Below are 23,862 nucleotides of genomic sequence, written 5' to 3'. Positions count from 1 at the left end.
CTTCCGATATCTCGGCGATCGCCTCGGCATACCCGCCCACCAGCCGATACCGCGACTCCCCGATCTCGTCAGGCAAGCCGCTCAAGCCTGATCGCCCGGAAATCTGCCCCGGTTACGTTGGAATCGATGTCGAGGTAGATGCCGCCGTGCTTGAGGAGGACGAGCACGCGCCAGAAATCGGCCCGCGACGCGCCGACGTTCAGCCGCGCGTAGGCCCCGTATACGGCGGCCGGGTAGTTGTCCCGGACGAAGGCGTCACAGGTCTCGTCGCTCGAATACCGGAACTCGAATTCGGGCGACAGCCAGCGGTTGAACAGGTAGTTGGCATAGACCGACAGGGTGACCTCGTTCGAGTAGTTCGTCTGCCACACGACGTAGGGAATCGGTCCATGCGGCACGCTTGGCCGCCGGGCATAGGACACCTCCGGAATGACGTAGCGCTTCTCCGGAAGAAGCCGGTGATGGATGGCGAAGACCGGCTTGAGTCCGTTGCCGAGGATCTTCACCAGCTTGTGGCGGATCATCCGGTCCCACGGCGCGAGCTTTTTCATGCGGAAGCCTTGTCGACGGGGTGTTCTCTCCGGGGCATGCCCGATGCGGCCGAGAACATCGACAGAGCGATTTAAGGCGACGGCGGGATACGAACCCTTGTAGCAGAATAGACAGGACAGAAACAACTTGCCGCATCCGGACCTCCCAGCCGGCCGATCCGGGAGAACCGTCTCCTGGCCCCGGTGAACGGAACGACAGGCCCGAGGCGAAGGAGGCCCCGGCCTTCGGCGGACGGCATTGCCGCCGCCAAGGAAGCGAGGCCGCTCCGCATCGGCGAAGCATCGATCGCCCGGGGGCCCGGACAGGCCCATGCAGTGGATGCGACGCCGGGCGCAGGCATCCTCGGGCGGTCCGCCGGCGGGCCGGCGGGTCTCGGCGCTGCCCGTTTTCGGCTGCGGCCGCAGGCGCACGGGGCCGCCGCTTGAAGCGTCGGGGCGCGACTGCCTGCAGGAGCGTCCCGCCGCCGCCATGGCGCCGGCTGCAGCCGCGCCCGCGCGGCTCGCAGGCCGCAACCCGGCTATGCACGCGGAGGCAGGCTCCGAGGCCGCCCCGCCTCGGCGGCCGCGCCAGGAGCATCTTGACCCGCGTCCTCGTTGTTACATACTGGCGGAAATATTTTTACGCGCGGAAAATTCCAGTCATCTGCGAGCCCTCCGGGTTTGCCCGAGGGTCCGCCGCATTTCCTTCCTCCAGAAAGGCCGGGAAGCAATGAACGAAAGCAAGATCAGGAACATGGAGGAGTTCGCCGCGATCTCCGGCATCTCGCGGCCGACCGTGTCCAAGTACTTCAACGACCCGTCGAGCGTGCGGCAGTCGACGCGCGTCCGGATCGAGGAGGCGCTTGAGCGATACGATTTCCGTCCGAACATCTTCGCGATGAACCAGAACAGGCGGCTGACCAAGAACATCGGCATCGTCGTGCCTTACCTCGCCGATCCCTTCTTCGCCGAGATCGCGCGGAACATCGAGCGGCGCTGCATCGACGCCGGGTTCTGGCCGATCCTGTTCAGCGCGCACGGCGAGCGGAAGCTGGAGAACGACATACTCGACAGCCTGCGCTCGCTCCGGCCTGCCGGCGTGCTGCTCGCGCCGCTCGGCCGCGCTTCCGACCGGGCGGCGGTAGAAAGGTTCTGCCAGGACGTGCCGACGATCCTGTTCGACAGCAACATCGAAGGCGTCGGCCACGCCTTCATCGGCTCGGACAACTTCCAGTTCGTCTCGCTGATGGTGGACTACCTGTGCCGCACCGGCGAGCCGCCCTGCTTCTTCGAGATGCGCACGCCGGCCAATCCGAACGCCAACAAGCGGCGAAACGCCTATATCCAGGCGATGGAGCGGCTCGGCCATGCGCCGCAGGTAGTCCGCGCCGAGGGCGAGGGCTGGGGCTTCGAGGAGGTCGGGTACATCGAGGGGCTGCGGGCCATCGAACAGCGGCTCCTTCCCACCAGCACGGTGCTGTGCAGCAATGACCGCCTGGCGATCGGCTTTATCGCCGCCTGCTACGAGAGGGGGCTGCGGGTGGGACGCGGCCCTGGCTCGGCGCTGCGCGTCGCGGGCCACGACGACCACCCTTTCTCCCGCTTCACCTGCCCGCCGCTGACGACGGTTGCCCAGAACTACGAGGCGATCTCCGACCGCAGCGTCGAGGCGCTGTTCGCCCTCATCCAGAACGGCGCGCCGCAGGGCGACCGCCTGGAAGTGCTGTTCGAAGGCAGGCTCGTCATGCGCGCATCTGCCTGAGCCGACGTAGAAAATTTACGCGCGTGAATTTATTATTGACTCCGCGCGAGATCGGGAGATAGTGGACGCCGGACCATCCAACGCCAAGGGAGGAGATAGGATGTACCCGAAGACGTCACTGTGCGTGGCGAGCGTCATTGCGCTTGCCGCTGCCACCGCCGCTCATGCGCAGGCCACCACCATCACCATCGCCACTGTGAACAATGGCGACATGATCCGCATGCAGGGGCTGACCGAGGACTTCACCGCGAAGAACCCCGACATCAAGCTCGAGTGGGTCACGCTCGAGGAGAACGTGCTGCGCCAGCGCGTCACGCAGGACGTGGCCGCCAAGGGCGGCCAGTTCGATGTCATGACCATCGGCACCTACGAGGTCCCGATCTGGGGCAAGCAGGGCTGGCTCGTGTCGCTCGACGACCTGCCAGCCGAATGGGACGCCGACGACATCCTGCCCGCCATCCGCGGCGGCCTGACGGTAGAGGGCGATCTCTATGCCGCGCCGTTCTACGGCGAGAGTTCGATGGTCATGTACCGCAAGGACCTGATGCAGGCCGCGGGGCTTGAGATGCCCGAGGCGCCGACTTGGGAGTTCATCAAGCAGGCCGCGGCCGCGATGACGAAGAAGGACAAGGAAGTCTACGGCATCTGCCTGCGCGGCAAGGCCGGGTGGGGCGAGAACATGGCCTTCCTGACTGCCATGGCCAATTCCTTCGGCGCCAAGTGGTTCGACGGGGAGTGGAAGCCGCAGTTCGACGGCGAGGCGTGGGCGAACACGCTGAACTTCTACATGGACCTGATGACCAACTACGGTCCTCCCGGCGCCTCCACCAACGGCTTCAACGAGAACCTGTCGCTGTTCCAGCAGGGCAAGTGCGGCATGTGGATCGACGCCACGGTGGCGGCCTCCTTCGTGACCAACCCGAAGGACTCCGCCGTCGCCGACCGGGTCGGCTTCGCGCTCGCCCCCGACAACGGCCTCGGCAAGCGCGGCAACTGGCTCTGGGCATGGTCGCTCGCCATCCCCGCCGGCTCCGACGCCACCGACGCGGCGAAGAAGTTCGTCGCTTGGGCCACGAGCAAGGAATACACCCGGCTCGTCGCCGACAAGGAAGGCTGGGCCAACGTGCCGCCCGGCACCCGCACCTCGCTCTACGAGAACCCGGAATACACCAAGGCCGCGTCCTTCGCCGACATGACGCTCGCCTCGATCAACACCGCCGACCCGAACCGGCCGACGGTCGACCCGGTGCCCTATACCGGCGTCCAGTTCGTCGCGATCCCGGAATTCGCGGGCATCGCCACGCAGGTGGGCCAGGAGTTCTCCGCGGCGCTCGCCGGCCAGCAGACGGTAGAGCAGGCGCTCGGGAAGGCGCAGGCGCTGACCGCCGACGAGATGGAAGCCGCCGGCTACTGACGGTTCCTCCCGGCCGGGGGGCGGCTCGCGCCGCTCCCCGGCCACCCCCTTTCCAACACCGTCCGGTCCGATGGCCGCGGCTCGGCCGCGGCTGCGAGGAGGCAGGTCATGGCGACGCAGCATTCCCGATCCGCAGCCAGGCTGATGATGGCGCCCGCGGTCGTGCTTCTCCTCGGCTGGATGCTCGTGCCGCTGGCCATGACGCTCACCTTCTCCTTCAAGCAATACCTGCCGCTGCGCGGCGGGGACCTCGGCTGGGTCGGCTTCGAGAACTACGTCCGCTTCGTCACCTCGAGCTCCGTCTGGCCGAGCGTGCAGGCCACCCTGGTCATCGTCGGCGGCGTCCTCCTCATCACGGTCGTCCTCGGCGTGCTGCTCGCCATGCTGCTCGACCAGCCGATGTGGGGGCAGGGCATCGTGCGCATCCTGGTGATCGCGCCGTTCTTCGTCATGCCCACCGTCTCGGCGCTGGTCTGGAAAAACATGTTCATGGACCCGGTGAACGGTCTCTTCGCGCATCTCTGGAAGGCATTCGGGCTGGTGCCCGTGGAATGGCTGAGCCAGGCCTCGCTCGCCTCCATCATCATGATCGTCAGCTGGCAATGGCTGCCCTTCGCGACGCTGATCCTGCTCACGGCCATCCAGTCGCTCGACAGCGAGCAGCTCGAGGCTGCCGAGATGGACGGCGCGCCGCCGCTGTCGCGCTTCGGCCACATCATCCTGCCGCACCTGGCGCGGGCGATCACCGTGGTCGTGCTGATCCAGACGATCTTCCTCCTGTCGGTCTTCGCCGAGATCTTCGTCACCACGCAAGGCTCCTTCGGCACCCGCACGCTGACCTACCTGATCTACCAGCGCGTACTGGAGAGCCAGAACGTCGGCCTCGGCTCGGCCGGCGGCATCTATGCGGTCGTCCTTGCCAACGTCGTCGCCATCTTCCTGATGCGCATCGTCGGCAAGAACCTGGACGCGTGAGGAGAGCCCCGCCATGCCCCGCGCCGTCACCACCCGCCGCAAGACCGTCAACACGCTCGCCGCATGGGCGATCGGGCTGCTGATCTTCTTCCCGATCCTGTGGACCATCCTGACCAGCTTCAAGACAGAGGCGACGGCGATTGCCGACCCGCCTGTTTTCCTCTTCTTCGACTGGACGCTCGAAAACTACGCCGTCGTGCAGGAGCGCTCCGACTACATGCGCTTCCTGTGGAACTCGGTGATCATCGCCGGCGGCTCCACGCTGCTTGGCATCCTGGTCGCGGTGCCGGCGGCCTGGTCGATGGCCTTCGTGCCGTCGAAGCGCACCAAGGACATCCTTCTGTGGATGCTCTCGACCAAGATGCTGCCCGCCGTCGGCGTGCTCTATCCGATCTACCTCGTGTTCATCCAGCTCGGCCTCCTCGACACGCGCGTCGGGCTGACCATCGTCCTGATGCTGATCAACCTGCCGATCATCGTGTGGATGCTCTACACCTATTTCCGCGAGATTCCGGGCGAGATCCTGGAGGCGGCGCGCATGGACGGCGCGACGCTGAAGGAGGAGATCCTCTACGTGCTGACGCCGATGGCGGTGCCGGGCATCGCCTCGACCATCCTGCTCAACATCATCCTGGCCTGGAACGAGGCCTTCTGGACGCTGAACCTGACGGCGGCCAACGCCGCGCCGCTGACGGCCTTCATCGCCAGCTATTCGAGCCCGGAAGGCCTGTTCTACGCCAAGCTCTCGGCGGCCTCGACCATGGCCATCGCGCCGATCCTGATCCTCGGCTGGTTCAGCCAGAAGCAGCTCGTGCGCGGACTCACCTTCGGCGCGGTCAAATAGGAACGATCACCATGGGACAGATCACGCTCGAACAGGTCACCAAGCGCTTCGGCGAGGTCGACGTCATACGGCCTCTCGACCTCGTAATCGAGAACGGCGAGTTCACCGTCTTCGTCGGCCCGTCGGGCTGCGGCAAGTCCACGCTCCTGCGCTTGATCGCGGGACTGGAAGACGTCACCTCCGGCACGATCCGCATCGACGGCAAGGACGCGACCGACATCGCGCCGGCCCGGCGCGGGCTCGCCATGGTGTTCCAGTCCTACGCGCTCTACCCGCACATGAGCGTGCGCAAGAACATCGCCTTCCCCCTCAAGATGGCCGGCATCGACAAGGCCGAGCAGGACCGGAGGATCGCCCAGGCCGCCGCCGCGCTCAACCTGACCGACTATCTCGACCGCCGGCCGGGCCAGCTCTCCGGCGGCCAGCGTCAGCGCGTCGCCATCGGCCGCGCCATCGTGCGCGAGCCCTCGGCCTTCCTGTTCGACGAGCCGCTGTCGAACCTCGACGCGGCCTTGCGCGTCGGCATGCGGCTCGAGATCAGCGAGCTGCACGAGCGGCTCAAGACCACGATGATCTACGTCACCCACGACCAGGTCGAGGCCATGACCATGGCCGACAAGATCGTCGTGCTACGCGCCGGCCGCATCGAGCAGGTCGGTTCGCCGCTCGAGCTTTACCGCAGCCCGCGCAACCTCTTCGTCGCAGGCTTCATCGGCTCGCCGCGCATGAACGTGATCGCCGGCGCGGAGGCGGCGCGCCACGGCGCCCACACGATAGGCATCCGGCCCGAGCACATCGACGTGGCGGCGGACGGCCGCTGGCAAGGCCGGGTCGGCGTCGCCGAACATCTCGGCTCGGACACCTTCCTGCACATCCACGACACCGGCCTTGCCGACACCATCACTGTGCGCGCGCCGGGCGAAGTCGGCATGCGCCACGGCGACCGCGTCGGCCTGTCGCCGCGCACCGACCAGTTTCACCGCTTCGACGACAAGGGCCTGCGCATATCATGAAACGTCTCGCCGGAAAGACGGCACTCGTCACCGGGGCCGCCCGCGGCATAGGGCTCGCCTTCGCTCAGGCCTATGTGCGGGAGGGCGCCCGCGTCGCCATCGCCGATATCGACATAGAGCGCGCCCGCGGCGCGGCAGAGGAGATCGGCGCGGCGGCGATCGCCGTGCCGCTCGACGTGATGCGCCCGGAGAGCATCGGACGGGCGGTGGCCGACACGGTCGAGGGGCTCGGCCGCATCGACATCCTGGTCAACAACGCGGCCCTGTTCACCGCCGCGCCTATCGTCGAGATCGACGTCGCCGACTATCGCCGTGTCTTCGACGTCAATGTCGGCGGTACGCTGTTCATGCTGCAGGCGGTCGCGCGCCACATGATCGCGCGCGGCGGCGGCGGCAAGATCATCAACATGGCGAGCCAGGCCGGCCGCCGCGGCGAGGCGCTGGTCGCGGTCTACTGCGCCACCAAGGCGGCGGTCATCAGCCTGACCCAGTCGGCCGGTCTCGACCTGATCCGCCACGGCATCAACGTCAACGCGATCGCGCCGGGCGTGGTCGACGGCGAGCACTGGGACGGCGTCGACGCCTTCTTCGCGAAATACGAGAACAAGGCGCCGGGCCAGAAGAAGAAGGAGGTCGGCGCCGCAGTGCCCTTCGGGCGCATGGGAACCGCGCAGGATCTCACCGGCATGGCGATCTTCCTCGCCAGCGACGAGGCCGACTACATCGTCGCCCAGACCTACAATGTCGACGGTGGCCAATGGATGAGCTGATCCGCCTGTCGAACGCCACGCTCGCCGCACTGCCCGCGGCAGTACGGCGGCCGCGCTACGACCGCGCGGCGCTGACGCCGGGCATCGTCCACATCGGCCTCGGCAATTTCCACCGCGCCCACCAGGCCTGGTACCTGCACCGCCTGATGGACGAGGGGCTCTGCCTCGACTGGGCGATCGTCGGCGCTGGCGTGCGCCAGGCAGATGCCCTGCAGCGCGCCAAGCTCCTGGAGCAGGACTGCCTTACGACGCTGATCGAGCTCGATCCGTCCGGATCGTCGGCCGAAATCACCGGATCGATGATCGGTTACGCGCCGGTCGAGGCCGGCAACCCCACGCTCATTGCACGGATGGCGGACCCGGCGATCCGCATCGTCGCGCTGACGGTGACCGAGGGCGGCTATTATGTCGACCCCGCAGGCGGCTTCGATGTGGCACATCCCGACATCGCGCACGATGCGGCAGGCCCGGACCGTCCACGCACTGCCTTCGGCGCGATGGTGGCGGCACTGAAGCTGCGGCGGCGGGGCGGGCACGGTCCCTTCGCCGGGCTAAGCTGTGACAATCTCCGGGGCAACGGCGCTATCTTGCGCCACACGGTCGTCTCCTTGGCGCGCCTCTCAGATCCCGATCTCGCCGACTGGATCGACGCGACCTGCAGCTTCCCCAACTCGATGGTGGACTGCATCGTGCCGGCGACCGGTCCGCGCGAGATTGCGCTGGCGCACGGCTTCGGCATCGACGACCGCGCGCCGGTGACGCACGAGAATTTTCGCCAGTGGGTGATCGAGGACGATTTCTGCGCCGGCCGGCCCCACTGGGATCACGTCGGCGCGACCTTCACGCCCCATGTCCACGACTACGAGTCGATGAAGATCCGCATCCTCAACGGCGGACATCAGGTGATCGCCAATGCCGGCGAGATCCTGTCCGTGGAGACGATCGCCGGCTGCATGGCGCACCCGCTGATCGCCGGCCTGTTCCGCAAGGTGCAGGCCGAGGAGATCGTGCCGCATGTCAGGCCGGTGCCGGGCATGACCCCGCAGGCCTATGTCGACCTCATCGACCGGCGCTTCTCCAACACGGCGATCGCCGACACGACCCGCCGCGTGGCCTTCGACGGCTCGTCGCGCCATACGGGCTTCATCCTGCCGATCCTGCGCGACGCCCTCGCCTCGGGCGCGCCCGTCGAAGGCCTGGCTCTGGTCGAAGCGCTTTGGGCACGCATGTGCGAGGGCACGCGCGAGGACGGGACGACGATTTCCCCAAACGACCCGTTCTGGGGGGAACTGCAGGCCGCCGCCCGCGCCGCGAGGGAACGGCCCCGCGCCTGGCTCGAGCAGCGTCAGGTCTACGGCGACCTCGCGGAGGTCCCACGCTTTGCCGGCCCATTCGTCCGCTGGCTCTCGCTGATCTGGTCGGAGGGAAGCCAGGCCGCCTTGAGATCATACCTGGCAGCCTGAAGCAGTGGCATTAGGGTTTAGGGTCCGTCCGCGCCGCCGGACGCCGGAAGCGGCGCTTGCTCTTCCCGTCCCGTCCCGCCCTCGCCCGCGAGGCTGACAGCACGTTCGCCTGCCCTGTCCAGGCATGTCGGCACCGATATGGGCCATACAGGTGCGGCGGATCGACGGCGCGCTGCCGGCAAATGCCGTCCGAACGAACGACAGGGCGGAAACCTACTCCCAGAAAACGGGATGGATGAGGCCGACGTAGGTCAAGGAAAGGACTCCGGCCGCGAACATGATCCACGCGGCGACCTCCCTCAGGAGCGGACCCCACCGGCGGCTATCGTCTTGGTCCAGTTCTCGCTCCGACGCTGCCATTGCACTTGAAGCCGTTAAGTTCGAACAGCCGGACTACCGTCCATATCATCGGTCAACGAGCGATTGTGCAGCAGCCACCGTGAGACCGTCAAGTTCCGGATGCATCAATGCCCGCGGGCCCGCGTCGGCATGCCTCTCGACGGACAAGAGGCCGAGGCCGGTGTTTGGCGGGCTGGACCGGTTCGGGCCGCGTTGGCGGATGCTTGGCCCACCCCCATGCAGACAAAGTGAACCCGCCGGCATCGGGGGGGGGCGCCGGCGGGTCTTGCCAAGGTGCAACCGGGGTGACCGTTGGTTGCAGGCATGTCATACCTAGCCATGGTTAACGGGACGTTAAGAATAAGGCTTTCGACACGCGTAGATTGCCGCGCTGCATGGCTGGCAAATGTAGCCAGCATACGCAGGCATGGGAGAGATGGCTTGTGCGCATAGCGTGGCGGCGCCTTCGGTCCTTGCTCGGCCTCGATGGCCGCAGGCGCTCGTCCGATCTGTCAACCCACCGACCTTGCGCGAGCGGGCGACCTGTCAAGATGCTTCCGCACCACGGACAGCATTGCGGCAGCTGGACAACCGCAATACGGGAAACCCAATGACGGACGCATGTCTGGCGCCGGCATGGATATGGCGCCATCCTCCACCCTCTCCGCTCGCGGCGTCGACGGCATGCTGCATCAAGCAGCCCCTCCTTCGATCTGCAAGTCGGCGAAGACGTTCTTGCGGAGCGCGCGTGTTGCAGGTCGCCCGTGAACCGCGGCTTCCGCGCCGGGCTGGCGGCCCCGCCTTCCGTGCTCCGGCGGGCTTGCATATCGCGCTGCTGCGCCTCCTGCTTCGCCAGCTTCCGGAGATCGACCTTTGTCGTCCCCGGCCTGCCCCTCCCCTGCCGTCGCTGATGCGCTGCACCAGAAGCGGCAACACCGGCCCGGGCGTGTGGCAGCGACGCAACAGTCGCGCGGAATACCGCAAGTGAAGGCAAGCAATGCTAACGCGACAAGAGCCTGACAGGCTACACCTGCCGTACAGGCACGCGGATTGATTCTGCGCGAGCTTGCTTTTTTGCAGGGGGCATTCAGGCATGAACGACGTTGTTGCACGCGGAGGCAGCTCTTTGGCTGGTTTGAGCAAGGCAGCCGGCAGGAAGCCTGCGCGGAGACGTTCGCTGCTGAGCGGCGCGGCCCTGACCACCGTTTTCCTCTGCCTCGGCGCGCCCGGCAGCGCCCAGGCCGCCTGCTCCATCGACGGCACTACCCAGACCTGCACCGGCCTGCTGGGCGACGGCGTTGCCGCGACCAGCCCCGTCGAGACGCTGCTGATCAATAACGTGACCGGCAAGATCTGGCCCGACAATGCCGGCGTCAATGCTATCGACTTCCAGTCGTCGGGCCCGATCACCATCACGAGCGACACCGGCAGCTTCGAAACCATTGCCGTCGACGCCGACGGCATCTACGCCAACTCCACGGGCGGCTCCATCACAATCGACCACGAGGGAGAGATCGTATCCACCGGCGGCTTCGGCGTCCGTACCCTCTCGCAGGACGACACCTCGGTCGACCTCATCGGTGACATCAGCGGCACGCTCGGCGGCATCAGTGCCTACTCCGAGTTCGGCGACGTCTCGGTGTACAGCAATGGCGACGTCACGTCGTCCGCAGGCTCGGGCATCGTGGTCGACGCGCCGGACGGCGATGCTGAACTGACGGGTGGCGGCGACGTCGAGGCCTATGGGGACGGCCTCTTTGCGCAGTCGACCGGCCAGAATGGCGATGGCAGCGCGACGATCGAGTGGGACGGAACGGTCACGTCCGAGATGGGCAAGGGCGTATACGCCTACTCAGCCCTCGATGCCGTCCTCGTCGACCAGTACGGCGCGATCGACTCCTACGGCGACGGCATCTTCGCCGAGAACCGCAATGCGGAATCGGTGACCGTCGACCACACCGGCGACATCGACACGACGCGCGGCACGGGCCGTGGCATCTACGCCTATTCGTCGATGGGCCAGGTCTCGGTGACGATGAGCGGCGGCGACATCACCTCCGCCGATGACGGCATCTTCGCGGAAAACCGCAGCGGCGCATCCGTCTCCGTGGACATGACCGGGATGATCGATGCCGGCGGCAAGGGCGTCTACGCCTATTCGTCGTCCGGTGCCGTCACCGTCAACCAGTACGGCGCGCTCACCTCCACCGGAACCGGCATCTTTGCGCAGAACTATGGCTCGGCCACGGTGACCATCGATCGCACCGGGAACCTGAACTCGACGTCAAGCGACGGCATCTATGCCTACTCCGCGACCGGTGCCATCGGTGTGACGATGTCCGGCGGCGACATCAGTGCATCGGGATACGGCATCTTCGCGCAGAACTACGGCAGCACGGCCATCGACATCGATCTCGTCGGCGGGATCACGGCCGGCAACGACGGCATCTTTGCCTCCTCGGCGACGGGCAACATCGACATCGGACAGCATGGCCTGATCAGCGCGAGCAACGACGGCATCTTCACCCGAACCTCCGACACCGGTACCATCACGATCGACCGCAGCGGCGACATCGTCGCGGCCTCCGGCAAGGGCATCTACGCCGATGCGGTGCATGGGGCGATCGACATCACGACGATCGGCGACATCACGGCCGGCGCCGAAGGCATCTATGCGCGCGCAGCCGGCGGCGGCTCCGTCACGATCGACCTGACCGGCGACATCCTGCAGAGCACGACCGGCATCAGCGCGACGAGCGCGGACGGCGCGATCCTTATCGACGTCTACGGCGACGTCACGTCCTCGGGCCGCGGCATCTATGCCTCGTCGTCCAATGCCGCTGTGACCGTCAACCAGTACGGTTCGATCCAGTCCGGCGACGACGGCATATTCGCCTCGACCACCGGCGACGACGACGGCGTGACGATCGATCAGGACGGCGCCATCACCTCGACGGGTGGCCGCGGCATCTACGCTTCCTCGGCCGACGGCCCGATCACGATCACACGCGATTACGGCGACATCTCCTCATCGAGTACCGGCATCTTCGCCCGCAACACCAGTACCGGCACGATCGACATCACCTCCGCCGGCAACATCGCCTCGACGTCGGGCTACGGCATTTTCGCGGAGACACCGGCCGGCTCGATCGAGATCCGCAACCAGGGCGATATCGCCTCCTATTCCGACGGCATCTTCGCCCGCACCTACGGGACGGACAAGAACATCCTGATCGAGCAGGCCGGCGACATCACGTCCAGCGACCGGGACGGCATCTATGCATACACGACCGACGGGTCGATCATGGTCACGATGACGTCCGGCGACATCGATGCATCCGGCGACGGCATCTTCGCGAAGTCCCTGAGCGACGACGCGATCACGATCGTCCAGACCGGCGACATCCTCGCGGGCTCCAACGGCATCTTCGCCGAATCGGCCGCCGGACAGATCTCGGTGACGCATGTGGGGATCATCGACGCCGACAACAGCCACGGCATCTTCGCCTCCACAAACGGCACGGACAAGTCGGTGACCGTGCAGCAGACCGGCGACGTCAGCAGCGCCAATTTCGGTATCTACGCCTACGCGAAGAACGGCGCCGTGACCGTGACGGTGGCGTCCGGCAACATCGATGCGGGCGGCACTGGCATCTTCGCCGAGAACGTCAGCAGTGAGACGGTCAGCGTCACCCAGACCGGCACGATCGATGCAGGCTCGAATGGCATCGGCGTCTACGCCGTGTCGCGGAGCGGAGCGGTCGTCGTTAACCAGTACGGTGCCATCGACTCCGGACGTCACGGCGTCTTTGCCACGACGATGGGCAACGGCAAGTCCATCACCATCGACCGCACCGGCGACATCACGTCGGAGACGGGGAACGGCATCTACGCCTACACCTCGAACGGTCCGATCACTATCACCATGGTCTCGGGCGACATCTCGTCCTACGAGAGCGGCATCTTCGCCGAGGGCGGCGGCGACGGCGCCATCACGATCAGCCATACGGGGACGATCGACGCGGAGACCAAGTATGGCATCTATGCCGAAACCGCTTCAGGTGCGGTCAGCGTCACACAGTTTGGCGGCGTCAGCTCGGTGCTCGACGGCATCTATGCCCGCAACATCAGCGGCGACTCGGTGACCGTGGATACCACCGGCGACATCAGCTCCAGCACCCGTGCCGGCATCCAGGCCTATTCGGGCAGCGGCACGATCACCATCAGCTATGACGACGGCACGGTCTCCGGCGCCCAGGACGCCATCCACCTCCGCACCTGGGGGACGCAGTCGGTCACCATCGGCAGCGACGGCGCGGTCCTCGGCGGTGCGGGCTTCACCGGCGTCTACTTCGAGCAGGCCAACTACAACAACCTCTACAACTACGGCACGATCGCCAGCGCCGACGGCATCGCCGGCATGGCGGTGCAGGCCGATCGCGGCGACACGCTGATCGACAATTACGGCACGATCACCGGCAACATCGACCTGTATGAATGGAGCAACGCCTTCAACAACCGCTCGGGCGCGCTGTTCAACATGGGCAGCATGGTGAACCTCGACGGCGGCAACGTCCTCACCAACTGGGGCACGCTGTCGCCGGGCGGCGACGACAACGTCTTCACGACGACGCTGACGGGCGTGCTCGTCAACGAGGCGACCGGCACGCTGCTCTTCGACATCGACATGGACGCGACGACTGCCGACCGCATCGACGTGTCGGAGACGGCGGCGCTCGACGGCGACCTGCAGCTGAACTTCATCACCGCCAACGGCACGCCGGACACCTACACGATCGTCACCACGGCGAACGGCGTCACCTCGCAGACGCTGACGCTGCTCAACCCCTTCGTCCTGGCCGACATCAACACCGTCAATGGCGGCGACGACGTCGAGCTGTCGATCGACGGCTTCGACTTCTCGCCGGCCGGCATGGGCGACAATGCAAGCTCGATCGGCAACGCCATCCAGGCCAGCATCGAGGGCCCCGGCGGGCTCGAGCCGCTCGCGGTCGCGCTGCTCAACCTCGGCTCGGTCGATGAGGGCGAGGACGCGCTCAACCAGCTCTCGCCCAACATCTACGTCGCCGACCAGATCGCCGCCGTGCAGGACATCGACACCTTCTCGGACGCGATGCTGAGCTGCCGCATGGCCGGCGGCGAGAACGCCTTCGCAGCCGAGGGCGAATGCGCCTGGGGCCGCGCCGTCTACAGCGAGTACGACCTTCAGGCCAATGGCGACCTGACCGGCTTCAACACCCGCTCCACCGAGGTCATGGGCGGCGTGCAGATGGCCATCGACGGCACCCCGTGGCGGATCGGCGGCTCCATCGGCTACCGCTCGTCCGACCGCGACGGTGACGGCGGCGCATCGAGCGAGGGCGACAGCTTCTCGGCCGGCGCGGTCGTCAAGTACGCGCCCGGGCCGCTGCTGCTGGCAGCGTCGCTGTCGGCATCGCACGGCAGCTACGACACGCTGCGGCCCATCGCCTTCGGCAACTTCACCGACCTCCTGTCGGGCGAGACCGACGTGACCACCGTCAGCGGCCGCCTGCGCGCCGCCTACACCATGCAGACCGGCGGCTTCTACCTGCGCCCGATGGTCGACGCCTCGGTGACCTATGTGAAGACCGGCGCCTTCACCGAAAGCGGCGGCCTCGCCTCGGTCAGCACCGACGGCGTCGACAACACCGTGCTGGCGCTGATGCCGGCGGTCGAGATCGGCGGCCAGGTCGAACTCGGCGGGGACATCCTGCTGCGCCCCTACCTGCGCGGCGGCGTCGGCCTCTACACCGGCAACGACTACTCGCTGACCGGCGTCTTCAACGCCGACGGCAACGCCGCCACGGCCTTCACCATCGGCACCTCCTCCGAAGACGTCCTGTGGACCGTCTCGGCCGGCGTCGACATCCTGAAGGGCGACATGGGCACCCTGCAGATCTTCTACGAGGGCGCCTTCGGCCAGGACACCACGATCAACGCAGGCGGCGCAAAGTTCAGCGTCAACTTCTGATCGGGGAACCAAAACGGCACAACGCCGTGCCGACGCAGGGGCAGTTCAAGGCTGCTCCTGCGTCGACGTTTTTACTCCGCGGACACAGATGAGACGGACCGACGGCTCGCAGCCCGGCAATGGTCCGGAGCCTGCGCATTCCCGTCAGTCCATTCCGATGTTCCGAGCGCCCTGCCGGAACAGGGCGGCGGCATCGGGCTCGAAGCGGAACGCCGCGAGGAACGCGTCCACGCCGTAGTGCGGCAGGCTTTCGCGAATGCGCCCGGCCAGCGCCCGGCCCTCGGCGATGCGACCGGCAAGACCGAGACAGCAGGCGGCGATCGCCAGGATGATGGCATGCGGGTTGGGCCGCGCGGCGGCCTTCAGCGACCACTCGGCCGCCTCCTCGAAGTGGCCGAGGCGGACATGTGCCATGGCTCGGGCTGCCAGCATGCCGAACAGCAGGGGATCGAACGGACTGAGGTGTCGCGAGTGGTCGGCCGATCCGATCGCAGCGAGCGGATCGCCGGACTGGGACGCGACGAACGACAGCGCATAATGTCCCAGCGCGAAGTTCGGACTGAGATCCACGGCGCGTGCCAGTTCGCTGAGCGACTCCTCGTTGCTGCCGCGCAGCCAGAGTGCCCGCCCCATGGCCCAGTGCGCGGCGGGATTGTGATCGTCGATCAGCACGCTCTCGCCCGCAGCCTCGTAGGCGAGCGCGATGTCGCGGTCGCGGTCTCCCCAGCGCTGGAACGCGCTCTGCCAATGGGTGAAGGAGAGCCCGGCATGGGCGCGCGCGAAGGTCGGGTCGAGGCTCGTCGCGACGCCGAAGAACTGCCGGGCCTTCTCGTTCTCCTCGCGGGTGAAGCGGTACATGTGCCAGAGTCCGCGGTGGTAGGCTTCCCACGCATTCAGCGAACTCGGTGCCTTCAGGATCGCGCGATTTCGCTCCGTCATCTCGATCTCCGTCGAAATCGACGCCACGATGCTGTTGCCGATGTCGTCGAGAACGAGAAAGAGATCGTCCCCGTCAGGCTCGAACGTGTCCGACCAGATGATCCGCGCCGACGGCACATCGACGAGTTCCACGCTCACGGAGTCGCGGCCGCCGTTCCGGCGCACGAAGCCGCTGGCGACGTAGTCGACATCGAGCCGCCGTCCGGCCTCCTCCGGTCCGAGCCCGCGGTCCGCCAGCGCGAAGACCGATCCCCGGGCGATGACGAAGAAGTCCCGCAGCCTGGCCAGCCGCGTGATGATGTCGTGCGTGAGACCGTCGGCAAGCCCGCCACGGACGACGCCTCCGGATCGCTGCTCCACGAACGGCATGACCGCGAGCGAGGCCCGCTTCTGGTTCCGGTCGGCGGCGATGGATGTGCGAACCTGGCCTTCATGGTCGGGGAGCAGGTTCCGGGCCTGGGCTGCGATCGGAACGCTGCGCAGCTTTCGCCACATGTCGGTCAGAACCGAGGGATCCATGTCCTCGGACGTGAAACGATCGGAGGCCTCGGCGAGATGCCGCTCGCAGGCGTCGAAGCGACCATTGGCGCAGAGGCCGGCGAGCAGGGCATGGTGCGCGCGAAGGTCGAACGGCGACAGGTCGAGCCACCGCTCGACATGCGGCGCAGCCGCCTCGTCGCCAATCGGGAACCGCGTGATCGCCTGCTCGGCCACGGCGACCTGCATCGCATGGAACCGCCGGCGCTGCGCCGAAAGCCAAGCGAGGAAATCCGGGCATCGGTCGATCTCGAGGCCGTCCAGGAACGGACCTGAACTCGCGGCCGACAGGGAGACGAGACCGCTGGTCGTCTGCCTGTCGAGCCCGTCCGCGACCGCCGAGGCAAGCAGGGTGGCATCGATGGAACAGCCCGCGAGGTTCACGCCGACGGCATCCCCCGGCGTTTCCACCCGCTGCACGCCCGCGTCGTCCAGCACGCTCCGCAGCCTGGTCAGGCACCACCGCAGTTCGCCGCGCGGGTCGTTCGGCCCATCCCACAGCAGGTCGCAGAGCCTGCTGCGGCTGACGGGTCGCGGCGCGAGAACGAGATAGGCCAGCAGCGCGCGCAGCTTGCGCGATCGCGGCAGTTCCACCGGAGCGCCGTCCCGCCTGACGGCCAGCGGGCCGAGCAACTGGATGCTCAGGTCCTGCTGCCCTCTCGTTTCCACTGCCGTTTCCACGATTGATACCACGTCCCGAACACGCCGCCTGTCATAGCATCAATCAGATGGCGCTGCACCCGACGGCGTCGTCGACCCAACCTGGCGCGGTCGTCTTCGAACCGCGCGACGAGAAGGAAGCGCAGGATGACTTCGCAACAGGGCATCAGGACCACCAGGGGTCGCGGCCGGCTCTACGACAGCGTTCTGGACTCGATCGGCGACACGCCGTGCATCCGCATCAACAATCTCGGTCCGCAGCACGCGACGATCTACGTCAAGGCGGAATTCTTCAATCCGGCCGCATCGGTGAAGGATCGCCTCGCCATCGGCATCATCGAAGAGGGCGAGCGCAGCGGTGCCCTGAAACCGGGCCAGACCGTGGTCGAAGCGACCAGCGGCAACACCGGCATCGGGTTGGCGATGGTATGCGCGCAGAAAGGCTACCCGCTCGTCGTGACCATGGCCGACAGCTTTTCGGTCGAGCGGCGCAGATTGATGCGGATGCTGGGGGCGAAAGTGGTGCTGACACCCCGCGTGCAGAAGGGGTTCGGGATGTACCGGAAGGCGGTCGAACTTGCCGAGGCCAATGGCTGGTTCCTGGCCAGCCAGTTCGAGACCCGCGCCAATGCCGCGATCCACGAGGCGACGACGGGGCGCGAGATCGTCAATGACTTCGCCGGCACGCGGCTCGATGCCTTCGTGACCGGCTATGGAACCGGCGGGACCCTGGCCGGGGTGGCGCGCGTGCTGCGGCGCGAGCGACCCGAAACGCGGATCGTGCTGAGCGAACCCGCCAACGCCCAGTTGCTCGGCAGCGGCCTCATCCAGAGCCGCGACCCCGATGGCGCGCCATCGGCCAGCCACCCGGCCTTCGAGCCGCACCCGATCCAGGGCTGGACGCCGGACTTCATCCCGAACGTCCTGCAGGAGGCCATCGACCTGAACCTCTACGACGAGGTGGTTCCGGTGGCGGGCGCCGACGGCATGATCTGGGCGAGAACCCTGGCAAGCAGGGAAGGCATCTTCACCGGGGTCTCCGGCGGATCGACCTTCGCCGTGGCACGGATGGTCGCCGAGCGGTCACCCCCCGGATCGGTCGTGCTCTGCATGCTGCCCGATACCGGCGAGCGCTACATGACGACCCCCCTGTTCGACGGGATCGACGCGGAGATGAACGAAGAGGAGACGGCCTTGTCCCGTTCGGCCCCCGGCTTCCAGTTTCCGGCAGCCGCATGATGAAGACGGTCGAGCCCGGGATGAACGCCATGGACAGCCCTGCCGCGCCGGAGGAGACGCTCGATCCGCCCGACTGGTCGGACATCCAGGCGCTCTCCCATCGTATCGTCGACGACGCCGTGGCGTATCTGCGCGATGTCCGCGAACGCCCGGCCTGGCGCGAGATGCCACGGGAGGTGCGCGATTTCTTCAGGGCAGAGCTGCCGTTGGAAGCGACCGCGATCGGAGAGGTGTACCGCGACGTCGCCGAAAACGTGATGGCCTATCCCATGGGCAACATCCATCCGCGCTTCTGGGCCTGGTACATGGGCTCCAGCAACTACACGGGTGCACTCGGCGAATTCCTGGCGGCCGTCCAGGGATCGAACCTCGGCGGAGGCAGCCATGCGGCGGCCCTGCTGGATGGCCAGGTCATCGACTGGTGCAAGCAGATGCTGGGATTCCCCGCCCATGCCAGCGGCACCCTGGTCAGCGGCGGCTCGATGGCGAACCTGATCGGCCTGACCGTCGCCCGCAACAGCAAGGCCGGGATCGACGTGCGTGAACGGGGCGTCGCCGCGATCCCGAAGCCGCTCCGGTTCTACGGCTCCGACCAGGTCCATTCCTGCCACCGCAAGGCCATGGAATCGCTGGGCCTCGGCAATCAGGCCCTGTGCCGCGTCGGCACCGACGCGGGTTTTCGCATCGACCTGCGTGAACTGGAGACGGCGATCGCAAGGGACCGCGCCGCCGGTCTTCACCCCGCCTGCATCATCGCCACGGCCGGTACGGTCAACACGGGAGCCATCGACGACCTACCGGCATTGGCCGACATGGCGGTGCGCGAGCGGATGTGGCTGCATGTCGACGGCTGCATCGGCGCCCTGCTGTGCATCGCGCCGGCGAACCGTCATCTGGTGGCGGGGATCGAACGCGCGGATTCGGTCGCCCTAGACCCCCACAAGCTGCTGCACGCCCCCTTCGAGGCCGGCTGCGCCCTGGTACGCGACGCAGACGCGCATCGCGGCACCTTCGCGGTCACGCCCGAATACCTCGAAACCGCTCCGAGAGGGCTGGCGGCGGCGGAGTGGCTGCACGAATACGGCCTGCAGACCACGCGCGGGTTCCGCGCGCTCAAGATCTGGATCGCGCTGAAGGAGCACGGCGTCGCGAAGTTCGGCCGCCTGATCGACCAGAACATCGCCCAGGCCCGTCATCTGGCCGCGATGATCGATCGGGAGCCGCTGCTGGAGCTTGTCGCGCCGCCCGGCATCGACATCGTCTGCTTTCGCTACAGGGCCGCCGCTCTGGGACCCGACCGCCGGAAGGACCTCAACGTCGAGATCATGCTCCGGCTCCAGGAGGAGGGCACGGCCGTCCTTTCGGACACGACCGTTCGAGGGCAGCACTGCCTCAGGGTCGCGATCGCCAACCACCGGACGACGCGGGAGGATCTCGAGCTTCTCGTCGCCGAAGTGATCCGGCTGGGCCGCGACATCGAGAGCGCCTGAGCGGGCAGGACACGGACGCCCGCGGCCCCGCGCCGCACGGACGAACGACCCGCATCGTCGGGCCGGCTGCGCCAGGCACCGTCAGAACGCGATGCCGAGCCTTGCCTTCAGCGACCACATCAGCACGTCCTCGAGCCCCAGCCCGGAGACGTCCGCATCGAAGCCGAGCGATGTGGACGCGTTGAGGCGCGCCGTGAAGCCGGCACTGAAACGGGCCGAGAGATCGTCGAAGGCTTCCAGCGTCGCCGTGGTTTCGCCGCCGGAGAAGCGGTAGTCGGCATAGGCGGCGACATAGGGGATGAGCGACCGGCCTTCGCCGAGATAGATCTCCGTCGACGCCTTCGTGCCGGCCGAGATCTTCCCGAAGTGGAACTTGCGGGCGGCATGCGCCACGCTGGCGCTGTCGAAATGGGCATCCTGGTCTTCCCAGACGCCGGTCGCCCGCAGGCTCGGCTCGAAGGCGATCGCTCCGAAGCGCTGCATGCCGGTGACGCCCGCCGCGGCGATCAGCCGGTTCGCGCCGAAGCTCGTGGTGACCGCGCCCGACCGAACGTCATAGAGCAGCGAGGTACCGGAGAGCTGCGCGTCGAACCGCAGCCCTGCCGTCGGCCGCCAGGCCGCATAGACGCCGCCGGTGAAGCCGTCGCCCTCGAAGCGGGCGTCGCCGTCGTCCTCGAAGTCCATCACCTCGTAGCCGGCGAAGACGCCCATCACCAGTCGGTCGTTCAACCGGTAGCTGGCACCGGCGAGCGCATTGACCTGCGTGCCCTCGAGATCGGCCTCGGTCGCATTGACGTCCACGCCGGTCAGCCGTGCGGATCCCCAGAACGACCAGCGCGACGGATCGACCTGGTCGACCGCGTCGCTGCCCCCCTCTCCGGAATAGGCGAAGAGTCCCGGCAGCGTTCCGCCGGCGCGCTCGCGCACCGCCTTGCGGTCCTCCGCGGTCAGCGCCTCGATGGCGTCCGACGCGGCGGGGTCAGGCGCGCCTGCTTGCCGAGCGTGATCCGCACGCCGTCGGAATAGGCCGTCACCAGCGGCGGCGTGTCGCTGAAAGCCGTGATCGCCGCGTCGGAGACCGTCTCCACGATCACGTCGCCGGAGACGATGGCGGAGGCTTCGGTCGCGGCGTCCGCAAGCTCCTGGATGGCGCTGCTGTCGAAGGCGGGCTTCACGTCGAGCGTGTAGTTCACGATCTGCTGGCCGACCGGAGGCGTCGTCCGGGCGCTGATGCTCACACGCGCGGTGGAAATCGACGGGTCGACGCAGACCGAGAAATCATAGGCTCCGACCTTCTTCGGCGTTCCGGTGAGGTAGCCGTCGATATCGAGGATAAGCCCGGGGGGCAGATCGCCGGTGCAGACGGATGTGGTCACGGTGACGCTGGTCGTGATTATGATCTCGTACGGCTCGTTCACGACCGCAACGGGCAGCTTGCCCGGAGGCGGCGAAATGGTCATCGCCGGTCCGACGGTCACCTGCGCCACAAGGGGCTTCGCCGCCTCGTGGGTATCGTCGCCCTCCTGCGAGGCCGTGATCTCGCAGACGCCCTCCTCCGAGAAGGTCACGGTCCCGCCGTCGATGGCACAGGGCACATCACCCTGTCCGGCGCCGTTGCCGACCGAAAGCGTGACGTCCAGGCCGGAATCGGACGTGGCAGCCACGTCGAGCGTCTCGCCGACGAATGCGGTCTCGGGGATGTCGGAAGTGAACGAGATCACCTGCGCGATCTTCAAGCCGGGCTTCGGCGCCTTCACGGTGATCGTCACCATGTCGGCCTCGTCGCTGTAGGACATGCCGTCATGGACGCTGAGCGAGAAGGTCAGGACGACGTCATCGTCGCCCGGCATAAGCGTCGGCGCGGTGAAGGTCTGGCTGTCGCCGGTGCCGCTGCTCTCCAGGGTCACGTCCGGACCGCCGGTCTGCTTCCACTCGAAATTGAGCTGGTCTTCCTCGGGATCGCTCGAGCCGGAACCGTCGAGCGTGACGCTCGCGCCCGATTCCACCTCCTGGTCCGCGCCCGCATCGGCGAGCGGCGGCTTGTTCGGTTCCATCACGAAGATCGTCACCGTATCCGGCTCGCTGTCCTCGGTGCCGTCGTTGACGACGAGCGAGAGGGTGAGATCGCTCGGCTGGTCCGGCGCGGTGAAGGTAGGCCGCGCCGCCGTGGCGTCGGACAGCGTGACCGTCGTGCCATCCGTCTGCGTCCACAGATAGGTCAGGTCGTCGCCGTCCTCGTCGCTCGAACGCGATCCGTCGAGGCCGACGAAGCCGCCTGGAGCCACGCGCTGATCGGTGCTGGCAGCCGCGACCGGCCGCGTGTTCGCACCGGCGACGGTGACGATCACCTCGTCCGCCTCGCTGTCGGCGAGCCCGTCGTTCATCACCAGCGAAAAGGTGAGGGTGCCCGCCGTGGCCGGCGCCGTGAAGGTCGGCGCCTTGGCGGTCGCGCTCGACAGCGTCACCGTCTCGCCGCCGGTCTGCGTCCAGAGATAGGCCAGGCCGTCGCCATCGGCATCGCTCGACCCGGAACCGTCGAGCGTCACCTCGTCGCCCGGCTGGACCTCCTGGTCGCCGCCGGCATCGGCGACCGGCGCCACGTTTTCCGCCGTCAGGCCGGCATGCTGTCCGTGCCCGGCAGGTTGAAGCTGTAGAATCCTGACTTGCGGCCCACCGCCGGAACGGAGACGAAAAAGTCGAGATTCATCCCCTCGTCGGCCAGATAGGCGTTCCTGCCGCCGGTCTCTGCACCGTTCTGCGATGTGATCGTGACCTCCGACGCGTCGATCCCGAAGCACGTGGCGAGGATATCCTTCGTGACGGGACTACCGGTGTACGTTACCGTCTCCATACCGCTGAAAGTCGAGTATTTGTCGTAGTATGCTCCACCGGCATGGTACACGTCGCTTCGGTGGATAAGCACGAGCAGAGCACGCACGCCGTCGTCGTCGATGACATGCTCGAGACCGATCATGCAGTAGTCGCCGATCATCGTGGAGCGCACCACGTTCCCTGATTGCGACAGCGCCCCTTGCGCCCCGGCCGGTGCCTTCACCGTGATCGTCACCTCGTCCGCCTCGCTGTCGACGAGCCCGTCGTCGACCACCAGCGAGAAGGTCAGCACCGCGTCCTGCGCGCCCGGGGCGAGCGTCGGCGCGGTGAAGGTCGGCTTCTGCGCCGTCCCGCTCGAAAGCGTCACCGTCTCGCCGGCGGTCTGGACCCACAGGAAGGACAGCTTGTCCTGCCCGCCGGTGCCCCCGCCGTCGAGCGTCACTTCCGTACCCGACTCGACCTCCTGGTCCTGCCCGGCATCGGCGACGGGCGTGTCATAGGGGTCCGGAACCGTGTCCGTTCCGGACAGGTTGAAGCTGTAGGACCCCGCCTGCCGGCCGCCGGCCGGTACGAGGACGACGAAGTCGAGATTCATCCCCTCATCGACGAAATAGGAATTGTCCCCCGCCTCGGCGCCGTTCTGCGACACGATCGAGACGTCGTCGGCCTCGACGCCGAGACAATCGGCCAGCGCCTGTTCGGCGACAGGGGAGTCTGGGTACGTCGTCGTCACCTCGGACACAGTCTCGTAGCCCGCTCCTCCAGCCGTGGCGATGGAACCGGGGCTGCCGTCCGAATACAGTTCGATGGAGGCGGCACGCCACACGCCATCCACATGGTGGTTGACGACGACCCGGCATGTGCCGAGTTCGGTGGTCCGCTCCGAAACTGAGGCCGAGTCCGACAGCGTGCCGGCCCAGGCCGGCGATGCGATCGCCCCCGCTGTCAGCAGCCCTGCCGCGACGGCCACCCTGAGCTTCGCTGCAACGCACCGAACCGATTTCGCGCCGTAGATCACTGTGAGCAGTCCCCAGTCGAAAGT

The 23,862-nt window shown here is 67.1% G+C and carries 15 protein-coding genes; 10 read left to right on the top strand and 5 right to left on the bottom strand.

Annotation, left to right across the window (positions count from 1 at the left end; translation table 11 throughout):
• Positions 1-68 precede the first annotated feature (68 nt).
• Positions 69-551 (bottom strand): glycosyltransferase, encoded by a 483-nt coding sequence (locus N1F91_RS13500; RefSeq protein WP_289992820.1) that lies wholly within the window; start codon positions 549-551, stop codon positions 69-71.
• Between the two features lie 709 nt (positions 552-1,260).
• Here N1F91_RS13500 and N1F91_RS13495 point away from each other — a divergent pair.
• From N1F91_RS13495 to N1F91_RS13460, 8 genes are all read left to right on the top strand, one after another.
• Positions 1,261-2,292, top strand: coding sequence for a LacI family DNA-binding transcriptional regulator (locus N1F91_RS13495; RefSeq protein ID WP_289992819.1), 1,032 nt, complete (start codon positions 1,261-1,263; stop codon positions 2,290-2,292).
• 100 nt (positions 2,293-2,392) lie between these two features.
• Entirely contained in the window at positions 2,393-3,706 is a 1,314-nt protein-coding gene (locus tag N1F91_RS13490) for a sugar ABC transporter substrate-binding protein (protein WP_289992818.1), read from the top strand.
• A gap of 108 nt (positions 3,707-3,814) precedes the next feature.
• Positions 3,815-4,681, top strand: a complete 867-nt coding sequence (locus tag N1F91_RS13485; RefSeq protein ID WP_289992817.1) for a sugar ABC transporter permease — start codon at positions 3,815-3,817, stop codon at positions 4,679-4,681.
• Positions 4,682-4,694: 13 nt separating this feature from the next.
• Positions 4,695-5,525 (top strand): carbohydrate ABC transporter permease, encoded by an 831-nt coding sequence (locus tag N1F91_RS13480; RefSeq protein ID WP_289992816.1) that lies wholly within the window; start codon positions 4,695-4,697, stop codon positions 5,523-5,525.
• Between the two features lie 11 nt (positions 5,526-5,536).
• The gene (locus N1F91_RS13475; protein ID WP_289992815.1) at positions 5,537-6,538 is read left to right on the top strand and encodes an ABC transporter ATP-binding protein; all 1,002 of its coding nucleotides are present in this window, start codon (positions 5,537-5,539) and stop codon (positions 6,536-6,538) included.
• Complete coding sequence (locus tag N1F91_RS13470) at positions 6,535-7,308, top strand: L-iditol 2-dehydrogenase (RefSeq protein WP_289992814.1); 774 nt, start codon at positions 6,535-6,537, stop codon at positions 7,306-7,308. Before N1F91_RS13475 ends, N1F91_RS13470 begins: the two co-directional genes overlap by 4 nt.
• Positions 7,296-8,771, top strand: coding sequence for a mannitol dehydrogenase family protein (locus N1F91_RS13465; protein ID WP_289992813.1), 1,476 nt, complete (start codon positions 7,296-7,298; stop codon positions 8,769-8,771). The genes N1F91_RS13470 and N1F91_RS13465 overlap by 13 nt, the downstream gene beginning before the upstream one ends.
• Before the next feature lie 1,465 nt (positions 8,772-10,236).
• Positions 10,237-15,123 (top strand): autotransporter domain-containing protein, encoded by a 4,887-nt coding sequence (locus N1F91_RS13460; protein ID WP_289992812.1) that lies wholly within the window; start codon positions 10,237-10,239, stop codon positions 15,121-15,123.
• A 144-nt stretch (positions 15,124-15,267) separates the two neighbouring features.
• Here N1F91_RS13460 and N1F91_RS13455 read toward each other — a convergent pair whose 3' ends face one another.
• The gene (locus N1F91_RS13455) at positions 15,268-17,268 is read right to left on the bottom strand and encodes a transcriptional regulator (RefSeq protein WP_289992810.1); all 2,001 of its coding nucleotides are present in this window, start codon (positions 17,266-17,268) and stop codon (positions 15,268-15,270) included.
• 138 nt (positions 17,269-17,406) lie between these two features.
• Here N1F91_RS13455 and N1F91_RS13450 point away from each other — a divergent pair, with 138 nt between their 5' ends.
• Both N1F91_RS13450 and N1F91_RS13445 read left to right on the top strand, forming a co-directional pair.
• The gene (locus tag N1F91_RS13450) at positions 17,407-18,498 is read left to right on the top strand and encodes a pyridoxal-phosphate dependent enzyme (protein ID WP_289992809.1); all 1,092 of its coding nucleotides are present in this window, start codon (positions 17,407-17,409) and stop codon (positions 18,496-18,498) included.
• Positions 18,495-19,988, top strand: a complete 1,494-nt coding sequence (locus tag N1F91_RS13445) for a pyridoxal-dependent decarboxylase (protein WP_289992807.1) — start codon at positions 18,495-18,497, stop codon at positions 19,986-19,988. The genes N1F91_RS13450 and N1F91_RS13445 overlap by 4 nt, the downstream gene beginning before the upstream one ends.
• Before the next feature lie 81 nt (positions 19,989-20,069).
• On the opposite strand, the gene N1F91_RS13440 is transcribed toward N1F91_RS13445, so the two are convergent.
• The 3 genes from N1F91_RS13440 to N1F91_RS13430 are packed head-to-tail and all read right to left on the bottom strand — an operon-like array spanning position 20,070 to position 23,790.
• A complete protein-coding gene (locus N1F91_RS13440) occupies positions 20,070-20,915 on the bottom strand; it encodes an autotransporter outer membrane beta-barrel domain-containing protein (RefSeq protein ID WP_289992806.1) in 846 nt (281 codons plus the stop codon).
• A 20-nt stretch (positions 20,916-20,935) separates the two neighbouring features.
• A complete protein-coding gene (locus tag N1F91_RS13435; RefSeq protein WP_289992805.1) occupies positions 20,936-22,588 on the bottom strand; it encodes a PKD domain-containing protein in 1,653 nt (550 codons plus the stop codon).
• An 11-nt stretch (positions 22,589-22,599) separates the two neighbouring features.
• Positions 22,600-23,790, bottom strand: coding sequence for a hypothetical protein (locus tag N1F91_RS13430; protein WP_289992804.1), 1,191 nt, complete (start codon positions 23,788-23,790; stop codon positions 22,600-22,602).
• Between the last annotated feature and the right edge of the window lie 72 nt (positions 23,791-23,862).

It is taken from the genome of Aquibium sp. ELW1220 (assembly GCF_030398385.1).
Lineage (GTDB): Bacteria > Pseudomonadota > Alphaproteobacteria > Rhizobiales > Rhizobiaceae > Aquibium.
This window is presented reverse-complemented; position numbering and strand designations above follow the sequence as displayed.